The 22,171-nt window shown below is 71.1% G+C and carries 21 protein-coding genes; 12 read left to right on the top strand and 9 right to left on the bottom strand.

What is annotated here, in order from left to right; genetic code table 11:
- Positions 1 to 51: 51 nt before the first annotated feature.
- From I4Q55_RS02365 to I4Q55_RS02355, 3 genes are all read right to left on the bottom strand, one after another.
- Positions 52 to 2,136, bottom strand: a complete 2,085-nt coding sequence (locus tag I4Q55_RS02365; RefSeq protein WP_206784315.1) for a PhoX family phosphatase — start codon at positions 2,134 to 2,136, stop codon at positions 52 to 54.
- Between the two features lie 172 nt (positions 2,137 to 2,308).
- On the bottom strand, positions 2,309 to 3,526 hold the full coding sequence (locus tag I4Q55_RS02360; RefSeq protein ID WP_206784314.1) for an MFS transporter: 1,218 nt from the start codon (positions 3,524 to 3,526) through the stop codon (positions 2,309 to 2,311).
- Complete coding sequence (locus I4Q55_RS02355) at positions 3,516 to 3,974, bottom strand: MarR family transcriptional regulator (protein WP_206784313.1); 459 nt, start codon at positions 3,972 to 3,974, stop codon at positions 3,516 to 3,518. Before I4Q55_RS02355 ends, I4Q55_RS02360 begins: the two co-directional genes overlap by 11 nt.
- Positions 3,975 to 4,041: 67 nt before the next feature.
- Here I4Q55_RS02355 and I4Q55_RS02350 point away from each other — a divergent pair, with 67 nt between their 5' ends.
- The gene (locus tag I4Q55_RS02350) at positions 4,042 to 4,680 is read left to right on the top strand and encodes an HAD family phosphatase (RefSeq protein WP_206784312.1); all 639 of its coding nucleotides are present in this window, start codon (positions 4,042 to 4,044) and stop codon (positions 4,678 to 4,680) included.
- Here I4Q55_RS02350 and I4Q55_RS02345 read toward each other — a convergent pair.
- The 4 genes from I4Q55_RS02345 to I4Q55_RS02330 all read right to left on the bottom strand — a co-directional run bounded on the left by I4Q55_RS02345 (position 4,646) and on the right by I4Q55_RS02330 (position 7,692).
- Entirely contained in the window at positions 4,646 to 5,371 is a 726-nt protein-coding gene (locus I4Q55_RS02345) for a hypothetical protein (RefSeq protein WP_206784311.1), read from the bottom strand. The two genes, I4Q55_RS02350 and I4Q55_RS02345, sit on opposite strands and share 35 nt — an antisense overlap.
- Positions 5,368 to 5,898: a SigE family RNA polymerase sigma factor gene (locus tag I4Q55_RS02340; protein ID WP_307793096.1), complete on the bottom strand. Its 531-nt coding sequence runs from the start codon at positions 5,896 to 5,898 to the stop codon at positions 5,368 to 5,370. Before I4Q55_RS02340 ends, I4Q55_RS02345 begins: the two co-directional genes overlap by 4 nt.
- 89 nt (positions 5,899 to 5,987) lie before the next feature.
- Complete coding sequence (locus I4Q55_RS02335) at positions 5,988 to 7,076, bottom strand: inositol-3-phosphate synthase (RefSeq protein ID WP_206784310.1); 1,089 nt, start codon at positions 7,074 to 7,076, stop codon at positions 5,988 to 5,990.
- A 70-nt stretch (positions 7,077 to 7,146) separates the two neighbouring features.
- On the bottom strand, positions 7,147 to 7,692 hold the full coding sequence (locus I4Q55_RS02330; protein WP_206784309.1) for a PadR family transcriptional regulator: 546 nt from the start codon (positions 7,690 to 7,692) through the stop codon (positions 7,147 to 7,149).
- Between the two features lie 245 nt (positions 7,693 to 7,937).
- On the opposite strand from I4Q55_RS02330, the gene I4Q55_RS02325 reads away from it, so the two are divergent.
- From I4Q55_RS02325 to I4Q55_RS02315, 3 genes are all read left to right on the top strand, one after another.
- On the top strand, positions 7,938 to 8,333 hold the full coding sequence (locus I4Q55_RS02325) for a DUF5318 domain-containing protein (protein ID WP_206784308.1): 396 nt from the start codon (positions 7,938 to 7,940) through the stop codon (positions 8,331 to 8,333).
- Positions 8,334 to 8,400: 67 nt separating this feature from the next.
- On the top strand, positions 8,401 to 11,061 hold the full coding sequence (locus I4Q55_RS02320; protein WP_206784307.1) for a transglycosylase domain-containing protein: 2,661 nt from the start codon (positions 8,401 to 8,403) through the stop codon (positions 11,059 to 11,061).
- Between the two features lie 124 nt (positions 11,062 to 11,185).
- Positions 11,186 to 13,462: a transglycosylase domain-containing protein gene (locus I4Q55_RS02315; RefSeq protein WP_206784306.1), complete on the top strand. Its 2,277-nt coding sequence runs from the start codon at positions 11,186 to 11,188 to the stop codon at positions 13,460 to 13,462.
- Between the two features lie 60 nt (positions 13,463 to 13,522).
- Here the strand turns inward: I4Q55_RS02315 and I4Q55_RS02310 are convergent, their stop codons facing one another.
- Positions 13,523 to 14,569 carry a Gfo/Idh/MocA family oxidoreductase gene (locus tag I4Q55_RS02310; RefSeq protein WP_206784305.1) on the bottom strand — a complete coding sequence of 349 codons (1,047 nt, stop codon included), beginning with the start codon at positions 14,567 to 14,569 and terminating at the stop codon, positions 13,523 to 13,525.
- Positions 14,570 to 14,623: 54 nt separating this feature from the next.
- Between I4Q55_RS02310 and I4Q55_RS02305 the strand changes: the two genes are divergently transcribed.
- Both I4Q55_RS02305 and I4Q55_RS02300 read left to right on the top strand, forming a co-directional pair.
- Positions 14,624 to 15,682, top strand: coding sequence for an ROK family transcriptional regulator (locus I4Q55_RS02305; protein WP_206784304.1), 1,059 nt, complete (start codon positions 14,624 to 14,626; stop codon positions 15,680 to 15,682).
- 48 nt (positions 15,683 to 15,730) lie between these two features.
- A complete protein-coding gene (locus tag I4Q55_RS02300; RefSeq protein WP_206784303.1) occupies positions 15,731 to 17,281 on the top strand; it encodes a glycosyltransferase family 87 protein in 1,551 nt (516 codons plus the stop codon).
- Here the strand turns inward: I4Q55_RS02300 and I4Q55_RS02295 are convergent.
- Positions 17,278 to 18,051, bottom strand: a complete 774-nt coding sequence (locus tag I4Q55_RS02295; protein ID WP_206784302.1) for a deoxyribonuclease IV — start codon at positions 18,049 to 18,051, stop codon at positions 17,278 to 17,280. The two genes, I4Q55_RS02300 and I4Q55_RS02295, sit on opposite strands and share 4 nt — an antisense overlap.
- Positions 18,052 to 18,167: 116 nt before the next feature.
- On the opposite strand from I4Q55_RS02295, the gene I4Q55_RS02290 reads away from it, so the two are divergent.
- The 6 genes from I4Q55_RS02290 (at position 18,168) to rpsR (ending at position 22,161) form a co-directional block, all read left to right on the top strand.
- Positions 18,168 to 18,950 carry a hypothetical protein gene (locus tag I4Q55_RS02290; RefSeq protein WP_374194437.1) on the top strand — a complete coding sequence of 261 codons (783 nt, stop codon included), beginning with the start codon at positions 18,168 to 18,170 and terminating at the stop codon, positions 18,948 to 18,950.
- 117 nt (positions 18,951 to 19,067) lie between these two features.
- Complete coding sequence (locus tag I4Q55_RS02285) at positions 19,068 to 19,949, top strand: hypothetical protein (RefSeq protein ID WP_206784300.1); 882 nt, start codon at positions 19,068 to 19,070, stop codon at positions 19,947 to 19,949.
- A 79-nt stretch (positions 19,950 to 20,028) separates the two neighbouring features.
- Positions 20,029 to 20,919, top strand: a complete 891-nt coding sequence (locus I4Q55_RS02280) for a hypothetical protein (RefSeq protein WP_206784299.1) — start codon at positions 20,029 to 20,031, stop codon at positions 20,917 to 20,919.
- Positions 20,920 to 21,021: 102 nt separating this feature from the next.
- On the top strand, positions 21,022 to 21,348 hold the full coding sequence (gene rpsF, locus I4Q55_RS02275) for a 30S ribosomal protein S6 (RefSeq protein ID WP_176173898.1): 327 nt from the start codon (positions 21,022 to 21,024) through the stop codon (positions 21,346 to 21,348).
- A 17-nt stretch (positions 21,349 to 21,365) separates the two neighbouring features.
- On the top strand, positions 21,366 to 21,872 hold the full coding sequence (locus I4Q55_RS02270) for a single-stranded DNA-binding protein (protein WP_206784298.1): 507 nt from the start codon (positions 21,366 to 21,368) through the stop codon (positions 21,870 to 21,872).
- A 40-nt stretch (positions 21,873 to 21,912) separates the two neighbouring features.
- Entirely contained in the window at positions 21,913 to 22,161 is a 249-nt protein-coding gene (rpsR, locus tag I4Q55_RS02265; RefSeq protein WP_003098744.1) for a 30S ribosomal protein S18, read from the top strand.
- Positions 22,162 to 22,171 lie beyond the last annotated feature (10 nt).

Raw genomic sequence — 22,171 nt, 5'->3', positions numbered from 1 at the left:
GAGAACCGTCCACTTAAGAGTGAACCTTGCTCGGCGGTGCGGGCCCGGGTGTCAGCGTTCGCCGATGCGGCCGGGCAGCCCGAAGTGGCCCTTCTTCCACACCGAGACCAGCGACGGCCGCGGCTGCGAGGTGCCGCCGTCGGGCCAGTGCGACGTCGGGTTCGCCGAGCTCTTCGCATCCTCACCCGGGTGCTGCACCGCGACCAGCACCAGGTGGTCGGTAATGACCGGACCGCACGTCTCGGCCCCGACCGGCACCGAGAGGAACTGCTTGACGTGCCCGCGCTCCGGGCCGGTGACCGGCACCGAGAACAGGCCGTCGTTCCAGCCCAGCGCGTTGCCGTCGGTGGAGACCCACAGGTTGCCGTGCCGGTCGAAGGCGACGTTGTCCGGGCAGGAGATCGGGCTGACCTGGTCCTTCGGGAAGCCGCCGTAATAGGTGTCGGCCGCCTTCGGGTCGCCGCAGACCAGCAGCAGCCGCCAGGAGAACCGGGTCGAGGCCGCGTCGCCGCAGTCCTCCTCCCACTCCAGGACCTGGCCGTTCTTGTTGGCCACCCGCGGGTTCACCTCGTCCGGGCCCGCCTTGCCCGCCGCGCCGCGGTCGCTGTTGTTGGTCAGCGCCGCGTAGACCCGGCCGTTGACCGGGTTGGGCTCGATGTCCTCCGGGCGGTCCATCTTCGTGGCCGCGACCTTGTCGGCCGCCTGCCGGGTGAAGACGTAGACCTCCTCGGCGGTCATGCCGTCCACAAAGGACTTGTTGCCGCTCGCCAGCGGGATCCACTCGCCGGTGCCGTCGAACTCGCCGTCGGCCGGGAGCTTGCCGGTGCCGTCGACCTCGCCCGGGCTGTCGCCGGTGAAGCGGGCGACGTACAGGGTGCCGTCGTCGAGCAGCGCCGAGTTGTGCCGCCGCGCGTGCGCGCTCTTGCCGGGCTTGTACTTGCCGTTCGAGACGAACTTGTAGATGTATTCGAACCGCTCGTCGTCACCGGTGTAGGCGGCGACGCGGCCGTCGGCGGTGATCTTGATGTTCGCGCCCTCGTGCTTGAGGCGGCCCAGCGCGGTGTGCTTGATCGGCGTCGAGTTCGGGTCGTTCGGGTCGATCTCGACGACCCAGCCGAACCGGTTCGGCTCGTTGGGCTCCTGCGCGACGTCCCAGCGCTTGTCGAACCGCTCCCACTTGCGGGTGCTGGCGCCGGCCCCGATCGCGTACCGCTTCAGCCGCGCGGCCGCCACCGGGTCGGTGACCTTGTCGGAGTTGGCGAAGTACTGGTGGATGTTCTCCTCGCCGGAGAGCACCGTGCCCCACGGCGTCACGCCGCCGGAGCAGTTGTTCTGCGTGCCGTGGACCTTGCGCCCGGTCGGGTCGGCCGACGTCTTGAGGTACTTCGAGCCGGCGGCCGGGCCGCGCACCTCGAAGACCGTGTCGAGGGTGATCCGGCGGCCGTACCGGCTCGGGACGACCTCGAGGTGGCCGCGGACCGGGTCGCGGCGGGTCAGCAGCACCGACAGCCCGTGGGCCGCCCAGGCGATCTTGACCTGTTCCTCGGTCGGGTTGGCCGGGTCGTACTGGTCGGCCGGGAACATGTGCGGCTCGGCGGTGTACTCGTGGTTCACCACGAGCAGGTTGGTCAGGCCCAGCGGGTCCTGCGGGATCAGGCCGACGAAGTCGTTGTTGTAGCCGAACTGCTTGGCCTGCGCGGCCGCGGTCTGCTTGGTGAAGTCGAACTTCGGCGCGCCCGGCACGACGGGGTCGCCCCAGCGGATGACAACGCGCTGGGCGTAGCCGTCGGGGATGGTGACCGCGTCGAGCTTGTTCGGCGGGACCGGGTCGAAGTCGGTGCCGGGGACCGGACGCGGCTTCGGCCCGCCGTGGCCGTTCGCGGCCGCGGTCGCGCTGCCGTCGGCGGCGGCCGCGGTCCCGGACAGCGCGGCGAGGCCGCCCGCGGTGGCGGCGAGCACGGCGCCGGCCTTGAAGACCCGGCGGCGGGACATGTCCTTGACGAGGTCGCCGAAGTACTCGTTCCCGGACTGGTTCGGCTCCGGGTGCGCGCACGCGTTGCCGCAGCGGTACTCGCAGGTGATCGGGGAACGTCCACCCGCGTGCGCGGGGAACAGCGGGAGCAGACGGTCGGGCACAGCGCCTCCATGGTGGCATTCGGGAACGAAGTGACCGTATGTGCCGAAAACCAGCCGATCCAGACATCCGGATGAACAACAGGTGTATTGCTCGCAATGCCCGCAAACGTCCGGCCCGAACGGCCGACGGCCCCCGGACAATTGGTCCAGGGGCCGTCGCTCAGCGTGAGATTCAGAACTCTTCGCCGACGAGCACCGCTTCCCGCGGCACGGTGTGCGGGTCCGCCTTCTTCTCGCGCGGCGAGAGCAACGCACCCGCGACGACGCACAGCACGGCCGAAGCGACGAACGGCGCCTGCGGGGAGCCGAACCACTCGGCGACGTGCCCGACCAGCGTCGCGGCGACCGCCCCGCCCAGCCAGCGGCAGAAGTTGTAGCCCGCGCTGGCGACCGGGCGCGGCGCGTCGCTGATCGCCATCGCGGTGCCGGTGAACAGCGTGTTCAGCAGGCCGGACACCAGCCCGGAGACGATGATCCCGGCCACGAGCACCGGCTTGCTCGGCACGGCGAGGACCAGCATCAGCACGGCGTACCCGAAGACGGCGGCCGCGGCGGCGTGCCGTTCACCGAGCCGGGCGGCGAGCCGTGGCGCGAGGGCGACTCCGGCGACGGCGACGCACAGGCCCCAGCCGCAGAAGACCAGGCCGACGGCGATCGCGCTCCAGCCGAGGACGAACGGCGACCAGGCGAGCACCGCGAAGAACGCGGCGGTGTACAGCGCCGAGGCGACGGACGTGCGCAGCAGGCCAGGGTGCTTGAGCGCGCGCAGCGGGTCGAGCAGCTTGATCGGCGTCCGCCGCTCGTGCCTGTCGCTCTTGAGGAAGACCGCGCACAGCACGAGCGCGCCGGCCATCAGGATCGCGGTGCCGAGGAACGGGCCGCGCCACGAGATGCTGCCGAGCAGCGCGCCCAGCAGCGGGCCGACCGACAGGCCGACGCCGAGGGCGGCCTCGTAGAGCAGGATCGCGCCGGACTGGCCGCCGGTCGCGGCGCCGACGATCACCGAAAGGGCCGTCGCGATGAAGAACGCGTTGCCGAGGCCCCAGACCGCGCGCAGCCCGACGAGCTGCTCGATCGACCCGGCGGCCGCGCACAGGGCGGTGGCGGCGACGATCAGCGTCAGCCCGGCCAGCACCGTGCGCTTCGCCCCGAAGCGGGCGCTCGCCGCGCCGGCGAGCAGCATCGCGACGACCTGGACGCCGAGGTAGGACGAGAAGAGCAGGGTGACCTGGGACGGCGTCGCGTCGAGCCCCTTGGCGATGGACAGCAGGATGGGGTCGACCAGGCCGATCCCCATGAAGGCGATGACCGCGGCGAACGCGGTGATCCACACCTGCTTCGGCTGGCCCTTGACCGCGTCCAGCAGGCTCGAGTGGTGTTCAGCGCTCATCGCTGATCAGTTCCTCCTTCTTGGTGCCGACGAGCAATTTGGCGAGAGCGGGCAGGGCGGCCTCGATCGCGGCGCGGTCGGCTTCGTCCATGGCGATGAGCCGCTCGCGGAGGAACTCCTCGCGAGCCGTCACCAGTTCGGCGTAAAAGCGCAGGCCCTCGTCGGTGACTTCGACGAGCACCGCGCGGCCGTCGGCGGGGTCCGGACGACGGGTCGCCAGGCCGAGCCGTTCGAGCCGGCCGACGACGTCGGTCATCGACGGGAGCTTGACCTGCTCGAGCTCGGCCAGCGTGCTCATCCGCCGCGGGCCGCCGTTGACCAGCTCGCTCAGCACCGAGCCCTGGGTGAGGGTCAGTGTCAGCTGCGGGGTCTGGCGGCGCACCTGCTGGTAGAGCCGGAAGACCAGCGGCCGCAGCCGGTGGGCGAGATCGGTGATCGCGGAAGTCACTTAGCCAGGCTAACAAAAATTGGTAAGGGTGCCTAAGTAAGTCCGCTCACAGGTTAGGCTCGGAGCCATGGACGCGGTGATCTTCGACCTCGACGGCGTACTGGTGGACTCCGAGCGGATCTGGGACGAGGTGCGGCGCGCGGTCGTCGCCGAGCACGGCGGCACCTGGCGCGCGGAGGCGACCCGGGCCCAGCAGGGGATGAGCACCCCGGAATGGGCCCGCTACCTGGTGGAGGAGCTCGGCGCACAGCTGTCGCCGCCGGAGATCGCCACGCTCGTCGTCAAGCGCATGGCCGCCCGGTACGCGGCGGAGCCGCCGCTGATCCCGGGCGCGGTGGACGTCGTCCGGCAGGTGTCGGCGCGGTGGCCGGTGGCGATCGCCAGCTCGTCGCCGGTGATCCTGATCAAGGGGTTCCTCGACGTGACCGGCCTGCCGGTCGGGGCGGCGGTGTCGTCGGAGCAGGTCGGGGCGGGCAAGCCGGCGCCGGACGTCTACCTGCGGGCGGCCGAGCTGCTCGGCGTGGCGCCGCAGGACTGCGCGGCCGTCGAAGACACGACGAACGGGCTGCGCTCGGCGTTGGCGGCGAAGATGGCGGTGTACGCGGTGCCGAACCCGCACTTCCCGCCCGATCCCGACGTGCTGAAGCAGGCGACCGCGGTGGTGGAGAAGATCACCGGCTTGCCGGGGGCACTGGGGTTGGGTTGATCTCGTAGCGGACCGGCGGCGAACCGGGGTTCACCTCGGCGAGGAACACCCGGTCGCGTCCCAGCACGCCGACTTCCTTCGCCGGGCTCAGGTCGCCGGCCTCGTCGTAGAGGCGCAGGTCCCGGACCTCGGCGCCGACGAGGAGGACCGCCTTGCCCGCCGGCAGCGGGCCACCGTACTTGCCCACGTACCCGGCGCGGACGGCGCCATCCGACAGCGGGACGCACGACGGCGACTCGATGCCGTACTGCGAGCCGGGCCCGCCGTGGGTGGTGCCTTTGGCGAACGTCTCGACGCAGAACCACGACTTCCCCGCTTGGTCGGCCGGGTTGGTCGCGTACGAGGTCCAGGTGTCCGTCTGGCCGGCGAAGTCGGTGAGCGCCAGCGGCTCGTCGCCGCCGGCCAGGTTCTTCGGCGCGATCTCGGGCTTGGCGAACACCAGCTCCTGCCCCGGCTGCGTCGCGGGCTGCGGAGGCGGGGGCGAAGCCGTGTTCAGCTGGGTGGCCAGCAGCACGCTGGTCAGCACCACCAGCACCGCGGCCAGCGGGGCACCCCACACCGCCACCTTGCGGCGGCGCGGTGGCCGCCGCTGCCTGCGCTGCTGTTCGGCCCAGGCCGCGTCGAGGTCGGGCGTGACCTCCCGGGCCTGCCCCCGCAGTGCTTCGGCCAGCTTGCGTTCCAGGTCGGTCATCGCTCACCTCCCAGGTCGTCCCCCAGGTGCTTGCGCAGATTCTCCATCGCGTGGTGCGTCGTCGCCTTGACCGTGCCCGGGGAGATGCCCAGGGTTTCCGCGATGGCCGCCGTGCTGAGGTCGAGCCAGTACCGCAGCACCAGCACCTCGCGCTGCCGGCGGGACAGCTTCGCCACCACCGCGCGCAGCTGCTGGTTCTCCCAGTTGGCCACGGCCCTGACCTCGGCCGACAGCTCGTCCGGTGGCCGGTCCTGCGGGGTCCGCCGGACGACGCGCAGGTGCCGGGTCCGCGACCGCGACATGTTCACCACGGTCGTGCGGAGGTAGCCGGCCACGCGCGTGTGGTCGGTCAGGGTGTCCCAGCGCTGGTGCAGCTTGACGAAGGCCTCCTGGGCGACGTTCTCCGCGTCGTCCGCGCCGAGCAGGTGGGCCAAGCGGGTCATCTGGCCGAAGTACTCCCGGAACAGGTCGTGGAAGGTCGGCGCGCCCAGGTCCCCCGGCACGCTCTCGCCCACGCTCGCACTCACACCCCGCCAACGCGCACCCCGCCCCACCGGTTTAGTGGACCACGCGAAGAAGGCCGCCACCAGCGGTGACGGCCTTCTCGCGGGACGGCTCAGCGCTCGATTTCACCGCGGATGAACTGCTCGACGGCGTCGCGGGCGGTCGCGTCGTCGTACTGCTCCGGCGGCGACTTCATGAAGTAGGAGGACGCCGAGAGGATCGGGCCGCCGATGCCGCGGTCCTTCGCGATCTTCGCGGCGCGGACCGCGTCGATGATGATACCCGCCGAGTTCGGCGAGTCCCAGACCTCGAGCTTGTACTCCAGGTTCAGCGGCACGTCGCCGAACGCGCGGCCCTCGAGCCGGACGTAGGCCCACTTGCGGTCGTCGAGCCACTGCACGTAGTCCGACGGTCCGATGTGGACGTTGCCCTTGCCCAGCTCGCGATCGACCTGCGAGGTGACGGACTGGGTCTTGGAGATCTTCTTGGACTCGAGCCGCTCCAGCTCCTTCATGTTCAGGAAGTCCATGTTCCCGCCCACGTTGAGCTGCATCGTCCGGTCGAGCTGGACGCCGCGGTCCTCGAACAGCTTGGCCAGCACGCGGTGCGTGATGGTGGCGCCGACCTGCGACTTGATGTCGTCGCCGACGATCGGGACACCGGCGTCTTCGAACTTCTTCGCCCACTCGGGGTCGGAGGCGATGAACACCGGCAGCGCGTTGACGAACGCCACGCCGGCGTCGATCGCGGCCTGGGCGTAGAACTTGTCGGCCACCTCGGAGCCCACCGGCAGGTACGACACGAGCACGTCGGCCTGCGCCTCGCGCAGCGCGGCGACGACGTCGACCGGGGTCTCGTCGGACTCCTCGATCGTCTCGCGGTAGAAGCGGCCGAGGCCGTCGTGGGTGTGACCGCGCTGGACGGTGACGCCGAGCGGCGGCACGTCGGCGATCTTGATGGTGTTGTTCTCGGACGCGAAGATCGCCTCGGACAGGTCGCGGCTGACCTTCTTGGCGTCCACGTCGAACGCGGCGACGAACTCGATGTCGCGGACGTGGTAGCCGCCGAAGTCGACGTGCATCAGACCGGGGACGCGGGTGGCCGGGTCCGCGTCGCGGTAGTACTGGACACCCTGGACCAGCGACGCCGCGCAGTTGCCGACGCCCACGATGGCCACCCGTACGCGGCGGTTGTCGCCCATGGGGGTTTCTCCTTCAATCCGTCTGTTCAGTAGGTCTGGTGCCGCGACGCTGCGGCCCGGGCCGGCCGGCTCAGGTCTCCGGACCCTGCCGTTCGGCTTGTTCGTGCGCGATCAGCTCGTTGAGCCAGCGCACCTCCCGCTCGCTGGTCTCCAGCCCCAGCCGGTGCAGCTCGCGGGTGTAGCGATCGATCTTCTCCTCGGCCCTGGCCAGCGCCGCCCGCAAACCCTCGCGGCGTTCTTCGACGCGGCGGCGGCGGCCCTCGAGGATCCGCATCCGCACGTCGGCCGGGGTGCGCGAGAAGAAGGCCAGGTGGACGCCGAAACCTTCGTCGTCCCAGGTCTGCGGCCCGGCGTCGCCGAGCAGCTCCCCGAAGCGCTCCTTGCCCTCCGCGGTGAGCTTGTAGACCCGCCGTCCGCGCCGCGACCACGCCCGGTCGTCGGCCTCGTCCAGCTCCTCGACCAGGTACCCGGCCCGCAGCAGCTTCCGCAGGGTCGGGTACAGCGAGCCGTACGAGAACGTCCGGAACGTGCCGAGCGTCTCGTGCAGCCGCTTGCGCAGCACGTACCCGTGCATGGGCGCTTCGTGCAGAAGACCGAGGATCGCGAACTCCAGCACACCGCACCCCCTTCCGGGAACAAACCGAGACGACCCGCGTTGCTCCGAACGAGCGCCTCGATCCAACCTACTCAGCCACTATATCGCGCCGATACATCGAAGTGGCGAAGCTAACCTCGCCCGATTACCCATCAGGGGCGAAATTCACCGGAGAGTTATCGAACGTCCGGCGTGTCCGCCCCGGTCCCGGGCCTGCGGGCGCTAGGGGGCGTGGACGACACAGGAAGAGCCCGTACTCTGTCCTCGTGATTAACCAGCGGCAGGTCGTGGACTACGCGCTGCAGCGCCGTGCGCTGCTGGCCGAAGTCCGCTCCGGGCGCGTCGGCAGCCACGAGGCCTGTGACGCGAGCCCGTACCTGCTGCGGGCGGCGAAGTTCCACGGCCGGGACGGTGATCTCCCCTGCCCGATCTGCCGCCAGGAGCCGCTGACCCTGGTGTCCTGGGTCTACGGCGACGAACTCAAGCACGTCGCGGGCTCGGCGAGGACCCCCGAGGAGCTGGCCAGGATGGCCGGCTTGTTCGCCGAGTTCACCGTGTACGACGTCGAAGTGTGCCGGGCGTGCCACTGGAACCACTTGGTGCGGTCATACGTCCTGGGCACAGGGGAACCGGCGGGTCCGCGAAGGACCGCGGGCCGGTGAGCCACCGCACGACCATCGCAACACGCAGGTCAGTACCCCTGCGGGTACTGATCCGGGAGGCCCATCCGTGACCGACGACAACCGCTCCTGGCCGAACCAGGAGCCAGACGCACCCCGCCGCGCCCAGTGGCCGGGTGAAGACGCGGGACCGGCGTGGCCCGGTGAGTCGCCCCGGCGCGCCACCCCGCCTCGCGGCAACCCCCGGCAGGGCGGCCCGGCCTGGCCCGCCGGCGACGAAGGCGGCCGTCAGTGGCCCGGTGAGCAGCCACGACGTCCGCAGGGGCCGGCCGGCGCGTCCGGCCGTCGTCAGCCGCCACCGCCCGGCGGCCGCCGTCCCGGTGGCCCGCCCGGTTCGCCGCCGCAGGGCTTCCGGCAGCCACCGCCCGCCGGGCGCCGTCCGGAACCGGAACCCGAGCGTGAGCCGGATCTCATCACCCACCACGCGCACAACGGGACCGAAGACGCCTACGACCCGTACGACGACGACCGCCGGTACGACGAGTTCGCCGACGACATCGAGCCCCAGCAGGAGCTCGACGAGAAGGGCCGGAAGGTCCTCACCCCGGCGCAGCGGAAGAAGCGCCGCTGGAAGATCATCCGGCGGGTCGCCTACGCGTGCGTCGGCGTCTTCTTCGTGGTCCCGGCGATCGCGTTCGTGATCACGTACTTCATGGTCGACGTGCCGACGCCGGAGAGCGTCGCGGCGCTGCAGAGCCAGCCGGTCACGTACTACTACTCCGACAACAGCGTCATGGGGCGGTCACTGCCCAAGGGCGGCGACCGCCAGCTGCTCAAGCCGGGCGAGATCCCCGACGTCGTCAAGCACGCCGTGTACTCGGCCGAGGACGCGACGTTCGAGACCAACTCCGGCTTCGACTTCACCGGCATCCTGCGCGCGGTCTTCAACCAGGCGACCGGCGGCCAGGGCGGTGGCTCGACGATCTCCCAGCAGTACATCAAGCAGGCCACCCAGAACGACGCCCCGACGCTGACCCGCAAGTGGACCGAGCTGGCCAAGTCGTTCAAGATGAACAACCAGGAGTCCAAGGAAGAGATCATCACGGGCTACCTGAACATCGTCTACTTCGGACGCGGCGCCAACGGGATCCAGGCGGCGGCCAAGGCGTACTTCGGCAAGGACACCAAGGACCTCAGCCCGTCCGAGGCGGCCCTGCTCGCGGGCCTCATCCAGGGCCCAGGCAAGTCGGAGAACCAGGAGTACATCCACCGGCGGTGGACGTACGTGATGGACCAGATGGTCGCCAACAAGTGGCTGCGCGCCGACGAACGCGCGAGCGCGCAGTTCCCGACGCCGATCCCGAAGGCGTCCAAGGACACCGGTCAGCAGACGATGTCGTACCACATCCAGCAGCGGATCGAAGAAGAGCTGGCCGCCGAGGGCTACGACAGCGCCAAGCTGCACGCGTCCGGCGCCAAGGTCTACACCACGATCGACCCCAAGGCCCAGAAGGCGGCCGAGGAAGCGGTCGCGGAAAACATGAAGGGCCAGACCGACGACCGGCTCCTCAGCGCGCTGGTCGCGGTGAGCCCGAAGACCGGCGGCGTCCTCGCTTACTACGGCGGCCCGGACATCGTGAAGAACGCGGAAGGCAAGGACCAGACCGGCCAGGACCGGGCCGACCAGCCGCGGAACCCGGGTTCGTCGTTCAAGGCGTTCGACCTCACCGCGTACCTGAAGATGGGCAAGGGTCTCGGCGACACCTTCGACGGGTCCAACAACCGGAAGTTCGGCAACCCGCCGAAGACGATCCGCAACGCGGGCGAGAGTTCCAGCTGCGGCCCCCAGTGCACCGTCGCCAAGGCGATGGAGATCTCGGCGAACACCGTGTTCTACGACATGGTGTACAACGTGACGAAGCCGGCGCGGGTGGCCCAGGCCGCCAACGAAGCGGGCGTTCCGACGTCACCGCAGATGAGCCAGGACATCAACATCGCGCTCGGCGGTGGCGCCACCGTGGCGACGCCGGAGGCCATGGCCGCGGGGTACGCCACCTTCGCCGGTGACGGCATGCACCGTGACGCCCACTTCGTCGCGAAGCTGACCAACGCCCAGGACGAGGTCGAGTTCGACGAGAGCAAGTACCAGGCCAAGCCCGCGTTCGACAGCGACGCGCAGAAGACCGCGCAGATCGCCGGCAACGTGACCACGGCGCTCGGCCCGGTCATCCCCCACTCGAAGCTGGAGTGCCCGACCGGTCACCAGTGCGCCGGCAAGACCGGTACGCAGCAGTACGACCCGCGCGACGGCGACCCCGCGGCGTACAAGGACCGCAACGCCCAGACCTGGATGGTCGGCTACACCCCGTCGGTCTCGGCCGCGGCCTGGGTCGGCGGCGACGGCAACATCCCGCTGCACGACAAATCGAACAAGCCCATCTTCGGTAGCACCATCGCCGGGCCCATGTGGGAAGACTTCATGAAGAAGTACCTGGAGGGGACCCCGGGCGAGAAGTTCGACAAGGTCGACCCGATCGGCAAGGACCCCAACGACGTCACCACGACACAGTCGAAGCCGTCGAGCACGCCGACGGAGACGGAGACGCCGACCTCGACGCCCTCGGAGACGCCCACCGAAACGCCCACCGAGACCGAGTCGTCGTCGACGAAGACCAGGACGCCGCGGCCGGGACCGGGCGGGTCCACCATCCCGATCCCCGGCGGCGACGGCAACGGGTTCGCCCGGCCACCGGGTTCGGAGGACGGCTGACCGAAGGCCCCGCACCTGCACGGTGCGGGGCCTTCCGGTTTCCGTGAACCGCCGCCGTCCGCGGTCCGTGTGGAGTGTCGAGGGGTCTGCGCCCGCAGCCCACTTGCGTACCCGAGGACGGCCCGTGTACACCGACCGAAATCGCTCGAGGCTCGGCCGCCGGCCGGTTCCGCGTGGTCGTTACCAGCCACGACGGCCTCTCCCGCGGCCGGACGAACCGGACGAGCTCACCGCCGCCATCGCCCCCGGCCCGCGCAACCGCCGCTGGAAGACCGTCCGCCGGGTGGTGTACGTGCTGTCCGGCCTGTTCTTCCTGGTGCCCGCGGTCGCCTTCGTGATCACCTACTTCGCCGTCGACGTGCCTTCGCCGGCCTCGGTCGCGCAGTCGCAGGGCCAGGCGGTCACCTACCTCTACGCCGACGGCACCGAGATGGGCAAGGACGTGCCCACCGGTGGGAACCGGCAGCTCCTCGACCCCGCACAGATCCCGGACGTCGTCAAGAAGGCCGTGATCGCCACCGAGGACGCGTCCTTCGAGACCAACTCCGGCTTCGACGTCTCCGGCATCCTGCGGGCCGCCTACAACCAGGTCACCGGCGGCTCCGGCGGCGGTTCGACGATTTCCCAGCAGTACATCAAGAACGCCTCCGGTGACGACTCGCCGACGTTGACGCGCAAGTGGGTCGAGCTCGCGAAGTCGTTCAAGATGAACCAGACCTACGAGAAGGCGGACATCATCACCGCCTACCTCAACATCATCTACTTCGGCCGCGGCGCCTACGGCGTCCAGGCGGCGGCGCAGGCGTTCTTCGGCAAGGACGCCGCCCAGCTGAACTTCTCCGAGTCCGCGCTGCTCGCCGGGCTGATCCAGCAGCCGGGCCGGTCGGAGAACCAGACGGTGGCCCGCGACCGGTGGAGCACCGCGCTGGACCGCATGCAGCGCAACGGTTACCTCTCCGCCGCCGACCGGAAGGCGGCGCGGTTCCCGACCCCGATCCCGCTCGTCGAATCGCGGCAGGGGAACACGGTCAACCCGTTCGTCAAGAAGCAGGTGAAGGCCGAGCTGGCCGCGGCGGGGATCCCCGAGGAGAAGTACTACTCGGGCGGGTTCCAGGTGTTCACGACGATCGACTCGAAGGCGCAGGACGCCGCCGAGCAGGCCGTGGCGCAGGGCATGGCCGGGCAGACCGACGACCGCATCCTCGGCGCGATGGTCGCCGTCGACCCGCAGACCGGAGGTGTGCTCGCCTACTACGGCGGCGAGCCGATCGTGAAGGGCCCGAACGGCGAGGACCAGGCCGGGCGCGACTGGGCGGACGAAGCGCACAACCCCGGGTCGTCGATGAAGCCGTTCGACCTCACCGCGTTCCTCAAGGGCGGCCGCGGGCTCAACGCGGTCTTCGACGGCCGCTCGCCGCGGTCGTTCCCGGACGTGCCGCTGCCGGTGCGCAACGCCGGCACCAGCAGCAGCTGCTCGGAGGTGTGCACGGTGGCCGAGGCGATGCAGCGGTCGACCAACACCGTCTTCTACGACATGGTGCTCAACGTGACCAAGCCGGCGGGGGTGGCCGAGGCCGCGCAGGAAGCGGGCATCCGCACGAAGGACAACGGCGGCCGCAGCGTGCTGTTCACCGGGGACAACAACATCTCGATCGGCGGCGGCCAGACCGCGGTGACACCGGCGGACATGGCCTCGGCGTACGCGACCTTCGCCGCCGGCGGGATCCAGCACAGCCGCCACTTCGTGCAGAAGGTGACGAACTCCCAGGGCGAGACCGCCTACGAGACCGGCGCGCGCGCGACGGACGCGTTCGCGGACAACGACCGGGACCGGAGCCGGCAGATCGCCGGCAACGTGACCGCCGCGCTGGCGCCGGTGATCCCGTTCTCGCGGCTGTCCTGCCCGGCCGGGCACGAGTGCGCGGGCAAGACCGGGACCCAGCAGCACACACCCGCCGCCGACGAACCGGCGTCCGCCGCGAACACGAACTCGCAGACGTGGATGGTGGGCTACACGCCCTCGGTGTCCGCCGCGGTGTGGGTGGGCGGCGACGGCGACAAGGCGCTGCGCGCCCCGAACGGCGCCCCGCTGACGCCGTCGGTCGTGGCCGCCCCCGTGTGGCAGCGGTTCATGCAGCTCTACCTGGCCGGGAAGCCGGCCGAGCGCTTCGACCGCGTCCAGGCGATCACCTCGCCGCAGGACGACCAGCTGCAGTTCCAGCTCCAGCAGCGGCAACTGCAACAGCAGCAACAACAGCAGGACGACGACCGCTTCACGATCGGCCGCGGCGACGACCGGGACCAGCGGCAGCAGCAAGACGGCGTGCGCGACGGCGACCGGCGCGACGGCCGCGGGCGCGGCAACGGCAACGACACCGGCCAGGCGAACTTCGGCCCCTGACCACGAAGGAGGCCGTGACCTCGGAGCTGGGGGTCACCGAGGTCACGGCCGGTCAGGGGGTCAGAGCTCGACCACGGTGCCTTCGACGCCGGAGCGGTGGGCGGCCTCGATCACGCGCAGGGCCTCGACCGACGAGGCCGGGTCGACCGGGAACTCGCCTTCGCCGCGCAGCGCGTCGCGCACCTCGGCGTAGAACTGCTCGTAGCGGCCGGTCTCGGTGGGCACCGTCCTGACGTCGCTGCCGACGCCGATCCGGCCCGCGTCCGCCGCGGGCTCCACGCCCCAGCCGTCGTCGCCGGGGCGCATGCCCGCCTTGATCTGCGGTTCCTGCACGTCGAGGCCGTACTTGGTGAACGTCGCCCGCTCGCCGAGGACCCGGAACCGCGGGTTGAGGGTGCCCGCGAGCGCGGACGCCCACAGGTGCGACCGGACCCCGCTCGCGTGGTGCAGCGCGACGAAGACGTCGTCGTCGACCTGGACGCCCGCCCGGCGGCGGTCGACCTCCGCGTAGACGCGGGTGACCGGGCCGAACAGCTGCAGCGCCTGGTCGACGATGTGCGCGCCGAGGTCGTAGAGCAGGCCGCCGGCCTCGGCCGGGTCGCCGAACTCGCGCCAGTTGTCCTTGGGCTTCGGCACCCAGCGGTCGTAGCGGGACTCGAAGCGGAACACCTCGCCGAGCCGCCCGGACTCGAGGACCTTCCGCACGGTGAGGAAGTCGGAGTCGAGCCGCCGGTTCTGGAAGACCGTCAGGCCGACACCCGCCGCCTTCGCCGCCTCGACAACCCGCTCGGCTTCGGCCGCGGTCGGCGCGAACGGCTTGTCGACGACCACCGGCAGGCCGGCTTCGATCGCCCGCAGCGCGAGCGGCACGTGCGTGCGGTTGGGCGTGCTGACCACGACGAGGTCGAGGTCAGCCGCCCGCTCGAACAACGCGTCGGCGTCGGGCACGACCTCCGCGCCCGGGTGGTCGGTGCGGGCCTGCGCGGCGTTGCCCGACGTCGTGATGACCGCCGGGGTGAGCCCCGGGGTCGCCGCGACCAGCGGCGCGTGGAACACGCGGCCACCGATGCCGTACCCCAGGATGCCCACACGCAAGTCGTCCGCCATGCCGTCATTAAACAACAGCGTTGCCTAATTGACCAGACGTGCGAAGATCCATCCATGGCGGACACCGGCGTGAACCTGCGCGACGTGCGCGCGCACAACCGCGCCCTGCTGCTCACGCACATCCTGCGCGCCGGCGGCCTCAGCCGGGTCGAGCTCGCCGAACGCACCGGGCTCACCCAGCAGGCCGTCTCCAAGATCGTCCCCGAGCTGCTCGAAACCGGCCTGCTGGACGAGCAGCGCCAGCCCTCCGCCGGTGTCGGCAAGCCCCGCACGGCGCTGCGCATCCGGGCGGGTGCCAAGCACGCGCTCGGCGCGCGCCTCGACCGCGACGAGTACCACGTGCTGCGCGCCAACCTCGTCGGCGAGGTCGAGGAGACGGCGGGCGGGCCGCTGCCGCGCGGCTTCACGCCCGCGCAGGCCGTCGACGCCATCGGGGCCACCGCGCTGGAGCTCGCCGACGGCTTCGACGTGCTCGGCCTCGGCCTCGGCGCGGTCGGCCCGCTGGACCACCGCGCCGGCCTGGTCCGGGCCGCGACGAACATGCCCGGCTGGCACGACGTGCCCCTGCGCGACCTGCTCGAACAGCGCACCGGGCTGCCGGTGACGCTCGACAAGAACACCAACGCCGCCGCGTTCGCCCGGCTCTGGCCGCACGGCGAGCCGACGGCGACCGCGGTGGTGCTCGTCGGCACCGGCATCGGCGTCGGCCTGCTGATCGACGGGCGGCTCTACCGCGGCCCGCGGACCAACGCGGGTGAGTTCGGACACACGACCATCGCCTTCGACGGGCCGCGGTGCGCCTGCGGGCGACGCGGCTGCGTCGAGATCATGGCCAAGCGCGCGCCGGGCACCCGGGCCGCCGCCGGCTTCCTCGGCATCGGGCTGGCCGACCTCGTGCAGGTGCTCGACCTGGAGCGGATCGTGCTGGCCGGGCGGGCGGTCCGGGACGAGCCGGACGTCCACCGCGAAGCCGTTTCGGCCCGGCTCGAGGAGCTGCTGCCGCTGCCGCACTGGCAGCGCATCGAGGTCGTCGAAGACACCTCCGGCGAGGAGCTCGTCACCCGCGGCGCGGCCGCCGAGGTCCTGGCCTCCTACTACGCGAATCCGGCGTGATCACCGGCTTCACCGCCACGCACGTCGATCACCGATACCATCCGCCTCGTGCCAGAGGAGACCACGCGGGAGGCGGACCCCGCCCCCGTGACGCTGACCGGGGCGGACCGGGTCGTCCCCAGCTGGAACGAGCCCCTCGCGGCGGCGGTCACCAGACCCATCGGCGGCCCGCTCGGTGAGCACGCGGCGGTCGGCAGGCACTGGTTCTGGTCGCCCCAGCGCGTCGGCCTGCTGCTGGCCACGCTGGCGCTGATGCTGTGCTGGTTCGGCAAGGGCTCCTGCATCCAGCAGTACCAGGACTCGAACGGCAACACCCAGCTCGACTGGCGCGCGGGCCGCCCGTTCGTCGCCATGTGCTACTCCGACATCGTGCCGCTCTACGGCTCCGAGCGGCTCGACCGGCCGGGCACCTTCCCGTACTACACGTCGTGGAAGGAGAGCTCGCAGACCGCCGAGAACAACACGCGGTACATGGAGTACCCGGTGTTCACCGGCCTCTTCCAGTGGGCCAACGCGAAGCTCGCCCAGGGCTGGTACAACGTCGCCCAGGCCGGCTGGCTGCCGGGCGCCCTGCCGGTGGCGATCTACTTCGACATCACGGCGTTCTTCCTCGCGCTCGCCTGGCTCGTCACCGTCTGGGCGACCGGCCGGACGGTGAAACGCCGGCCGTGGGACATGGTGCTGGTGGCGATCTCGCCCCTGGTGCTGGTGCACGCCTTCACCAACTTCGACGCGATCGCGACCGCGTTCACCGCGACCGGCCTGCTCGCCTGGGCGCGGAAGCGCCCGCTGCTCGCCGGGCTCCTGCTCGGCCTCGGCGCGACGGCGAAGCTCTACCCGCTCTTCCTGCTCGGCGTGCTGTTCGCGCTCTGCCTGCGCGCGGGCAAGCTCACGCCGTTCTGGAAGACCGCGGGGGCCACGGTCGTGACGTGGCTGGCGGTGAACGCGCCGTTCATCCTCACCGCGACCCGCGGCTGGTGGGAGTTCTTCCGGATGAGCACCCTGCGGCCGATGGACCCGGACTCGCTCTACAACGTCTTCTCGTACGTCACCGGCTGGGCCGGGTTCGACGGCGTGCTGCAGAAGAACCAGACGCCGACGTACCTCAACATCACGGTGGCCGTGCTGTTCCTGACCTGCTGCGCCGGGATCGCCTACCTCGCCCTCGCCGCCCCGCGGCGGCCGCGCGTCGGCCAGCTCGCGTTCCTCGTCGTGGCCGCGTTCCTGCTGACGAACAAGGTGTGGAGCCCGCAGTACTCGCTGTGGCTCGTCCCGCTGGCGGTGCTGGCGATCCCGCGCTGGCGGCTGCTGCTCGGCTGGATGCTGATCGACGCCGTGGTCTGGGTGCCGCGGATGTTCTACTACCTCGGCGTCGACCACAAGGGCCTGCCCGAAGGCTGGTTCCTCGGCACGGTCGTGGTCCGCGACCTCGCCGTCATCGGCCTGTGCGTGCTGGTCGTGCGGGAGATCTACCGGCCGGCCACCGACCTCGTCCGGATGGACGGCGACGACGACCCGGCCGGCGGCTTCCTCGACGGCGCCCGGGACGTGATCATCCCGAACGCCGTCCGGCGCCGCCGGAAGGCCGTCACCGTCTAACCGAGCTGTTCCCGCAGGTAGGCGATGTCGGTGGCCTGGCCGTCGGCCGGCGTTTCGACGACGACCGGTGCACCCGCGTCACGGGCGACGGCGACCAGCACCTCGGGGTCGATCGTGCCGTCGCCCTGCACGACGTTGGCGTGCCGGTCGCGGGTCGAGCCGAACTCGTCGCGCGAGTTGTTGAGGTGCACCAGGTCGATCCGGCCGGTGATGGCCTTGACCTTTTCGACAGCGGTGGCCAGGTCCCAGCCCGCGGCGAACGCGTGGCAGGTGTCCAGGCAGAACCCGGCGCCGAACTCGCCGACCTTGTCCCACAGCCGGGCGATGACGTCGAGGTCGCGGGTCATCGCGTTCTCGCCGCCGGCGGTGTTCTCGATCAGGATCGGTACCTTGAAGCCGCCCTTTTCCTGCTCGCGCTCGAAGAGCTTGCGCCAGTTGTCCAGGCCGGCTTCGACGTCGTCGGTCGCGCCGACGTGCCCGCCGTGCACGATCAGGCCCTTCGCCCCGATCGCGGCGGCGCCGTCCGCGTGTTGCGTGACGTTCTTCCGCGACGGGATCCGGATCCGGTTGTTCAGCGAAGCCACGTTGATCAGGTACGGCGAGTGGATGAACACCTCGACCGGGTCGGCCGCGATGGCCTCGCCGTGCGGGTGCGGCTTCGGGGCCTTCCAGCCCTGCGGGTCGGAGAGGAAGAACTGGACGACGTCGGCTTTGCGCTCGGCGACCGCGGTCAACGGGTCGTCGTCACGGACATGGGCGCCAATCAGCATGCGTTGCACGCTACTCCCGATCCCGTTTCCGGCCGGTGGGCCCGGTTGGTGACGCTCGTGGAGTACCGTGAGCGCGTTCCGTGATCCAGATCGGTCCGACTTGCCGGAGGGGCATGATGGGGAAGCACGTCGCCCGGATCACCGCACTGGGATTCACGATCGCCGCCTCGGCCGCGCTCGCGGCGCCGGCCGTCGCGGAAACCAGCCCCACCCTCGGCGGGAGCTGCGAGGCCACGCTGCAGCAGGGGAGTGCTTCCGGGCTGACGCTCGACGCCGGCGCCCCGCTGAACGCCCCGAACCAGCTCACCGTCGGCCTCGACTCGAGTTCGCGGAACACGAACGGCTCGAAGCCCCTGCTCACCCTGCCGGTCGGCGACACCGTGAAGGCGCTCGGCATCGGCCAGGTACCGGTGGTCGGTGACGCGGCGGCGAAGGGCGTCTGCCCGGCCGCGCAGGGCACGGTCAACGCCATCGGCGGCCTGACCCAGGGCGTGACGGGCGAGCTGCCGCCGCTGCCCCTCCCGCCGGGCCCGAACCCGCCGCAGCCCGCGCCGCCCGGCCCCACGCCGCCGAACCCGGGGCCGAACCCGCCGGGCAGCAGCACCGGCCCGGTCGTCACCGGCCCGGGGAACGCGGGCCTGCCGGGCGACGCGATCTCGGGCATCTTCACCAACGCCGCCCTGCTGCCGGGCAGCCTCGTGCAGGCGCCGGTGATCGCGCAGATCATCCCGGGCCAGCAGGTCCCGCCGCCGACCGTCGACGCCCAGCGGTCCGGCACCGCGGAGGCCCTGCCGGGAGTGACCCCGCCGGCCAAGCTGCCGATGCTGCTGGCCGTGCTGGCGCTGGCGATCGTCGCGGCCGCGCTCGTCCGGGCCTGGATCCGCCGCAGCCCCGCCTGACGCACGGTCACCCCCGCTTCCACCCGAATGCCGGACATTTTTGAGCGAGCGGGCGTCACCGAGCTGCCTTAGCGTCGTTGTACTGGGAAGTAGGCGACGAGACCAGGGGCGGCGAGCATGCAGGATCGGACACGGAGGGCAACGGCGGTCGGAGCGGCGGCGGTCGTGCTCGCGGGTTCCGCTGTGCTCGGGATGCCCGGCACCGCCTCGGCCGAGACGAAGACCGTGCCCTGCGGCAGCACCGTGGAGGCCGCGCCCGGCGACAAGATCGTGGGCACGACGCTGCTTGGCCTGAAGCTCGACCTCGGCATCGTCACCCAGGCGACCACCGTGCTGCTCGGCAGCCTCTGCAACGTCACCGTGAAAGTGGTGAACACCGTCGTCTCGCCGGTGCCGGTGGTCGGCGCGCCCGCGGCGAGCGCGATCAACCAGGGCGTCCAGGGCGTGACCAGTGGCACCGAACAGGGCATCCGATCGCTCACCGGCGGCGGTCAGCCCGCCCCGCAGCAACCCCCCTCCGGCGGCAGCCCGCAGCAACCGCCGGCCCAGGGCGGGACCGGGGGCGGGCCGCAGGGCGGCACCCCGGCGGGCACCACGCCGATCCCGGAGGCGAACAGCCCGCTCCTGCCGGGCTTCGCGAGCACGCCGGTGTTCGGCGGCTTCCCGTTCACCCTCGGCACCGGCTACGCGCCGATGCGCGACTACAGCGGCATCCCGTTCGCGACGGCCGGGCTGTTCACGCCGTCGCCCGCCATCCGGTACGGCAGCCAGATCCCGGGCTACGCGCCGCAGTACGGCCTCAGCGGTCCGGACGGCGCCTCCGCGGAGGGCAATTCCGGCGTCCAGACCGCGGGCCAGGCCGAAGCGCTACCTTCCGCATCGGACGGCTTCACGAACGGGTCGAATTTGCCGCTCCTGATCGCGGTTTTGGCACTCTCCGGAGTCAGCGCGGGCCTCGTCCGCACCTGGGTACTCCGCCGAATGGCCGCTGCGAATTGATCTGACTGCCGAGTATCTTTCGCGTATCGCCCTCGTTGACCCTGTTGTTCAGGACGACGCCCCGATAACCCCGGAGGAAATGCTCGTGCGGAAGAAGCTGACCGTCACCGCCGTTGCCGCGTTCCTGGTCGGCGGCGCATTCCTCACCACGGGCACCGCCTCCGCCGCGACGACCCTCGCGGGCACCTGCACGGGCTCGGTCAGCGGCAGCATGGGCGACACGGTCGCGGTCACCGGCGCCTCGGTGAAGGAACTGGTCCGCAAGGGCGCGCGGGACTACGTCAACAGCCACTTCTGGACCTTTGCGAGCGTATGGCCGGACGCCCTCGCCGACACGATCGCGGGCAAGGGCGCGCTGACGGTCGGCCAGGTGCCGAACGCGGCGGGCGGCACGATCGAGGGCTCCGCGGTCGGCGGCGCCGTCGCCACCGCGCTGAAGGGCGCGAACGGTCTCGGCGTGCTCGACAGCACCAAGAACGAGGTGCTCGCCGCGATTTCGTCGACCGTGGCGAAGAACTGCGGCCTGACCACGATCGCCACCAACTACGCCGCCCCCGCCCAGCCGGGCGCCGGCAACCCGCAGGCCCGCACCGACACCGCCCCCGGCGGCGCGGCGGGCAACCTCTCGAACCTCAACCCCGGCACCGCGGGCGGCACGGGCGGCAGCGCGCCGATGCGCGACTACAGCGGCATCCCCACCGCGACCGCGGGCACCGCCGTCGCGCCCGGGGTGCGCTACCCGGCGAACGGCACCCTCCCCGGTGACGTCTCGGCGCCGCAGGCGGGCCAGGGCGACCAGAGCGGACAGAGCGGCCAGGGTGCCGACATCCGCGACGCCGGCAACGCGCAGTCGCTGGCCTCGAACAGCGCGCCGGACGACGTGCAGCTGCCCATGCTGCTCGCCGTGATCGTGCTCGCCGGGGTGACCGCCGGGCTCGTCCGCACCTGGGTGCTGCGCCGGGCCGCCTGACCCCGCTGTCCGGTCCTGTCGGTACCCCCAGGTAGCCTTACCTGGACAAACCCTCCTGCCACGGACAGCCCGTGGCCGCGAGCCCATAGGAGGTGAGTGGTTGTGTCACGCCATTACGAGGTAATGGTCATCCTGGACCCCACGCTCGACGAGCGCACGGTCGCCCCCACGCTGGACAACTTCCTCAACGTGATCCGCACTTCGGGCGGTTCCGTGGAGAAGGTCGACGTCTGGGGCCGCCGCCGCCTTTCGTACGAGATCAAGAAGCACGCCGAGGGCATCTACGCGCTCCTCGACCTGAACTCGTCTTCGGACGCGGTCAAGGAGCTCGACCGGCAGCTGTCGCTGCAGGAGACCGTGCTCCGCACCAAGGTCATGCGTCGCGAGGTCAAGCGCGCCGCGGCCAAGCCCGCTGCCGCCAAGGCCTGAGCCCGAGGGGAACCCCGATGGCTGGAGACACCGTCATCACGGTGGTCGGCAACCTGACGTCCGACCCGGAGCTGCGCTTCACCCCGTCCGGTGCGGCGGTCGCGAACTTCACCGTCGCGTCCACCCCGCGCACCCTCGACCGGCAGTCCGGCGAGTGGAAGGACGGCGAGGCGCTGTTCCTGCGCTGCAACATCTGGCGGCAGGCGGCGGAGAACGTCGCCGAGTCCCTGACCCGCGGCGCCCGCGTCGTCGTGCAGGGCCGCCTCAAGCAGCGCTCGTTCGAGACGAAGGAAGGCGAGAAGCGCACCGTCGTCGAGCTCGAGGTCGACGAGATCGGCCCCTCGCTGCGCTACGCCACGGCCAAGGTCAACAAGGTCAGTCGCGGTGGCGGCGGTGACTTCGGCGGCGGCGGTGGCGGCGGGAACCGCGGCGGTGGCGGCGGCATGCCCGCCGACGACCCGTGGGGTTCCGCCCCGGCCGCGAGCAGCGGTGGCGGCGGCTTCTCCGACGAGCCCCCCTTCTGATCTCGTACACATCCAAGATTTGAATTACCAGGAGTAGACAGTGGCCAAGCCACCCATCCGCAAGCCCAAGAAGAAGGTCTGCGTGTTCTGCAAGGCCGAGAAGAAGGGCCGCCCGGAACTGATCGACTACAAGGACACCAACCTGCTGCGGAAGTACATCTCCGACCGCGGCAAGATCCGTGCCCGTCGCGTCACCGGCAACTGCAGCCAGCACCAGCGTGACATCGCCATCGCGGTCAAGAACTCCCGCGAGATGGCGCTGCTGCCCTACACCTCGACCGCGCGCTAAGGGAGGGCAC

This window comes from Amycolatopsis sp. MtRt-6 (assembly GCF_017308975.1).
Lineage (GTDB): Bacteria > Actinomycetota > Actinomycetes > Mycobacteriales > Pseudonocardiaceae > Amycolatopsis.
This window is presented reverse-complemented; position numbering and strand designations above follow the sequence as displayed.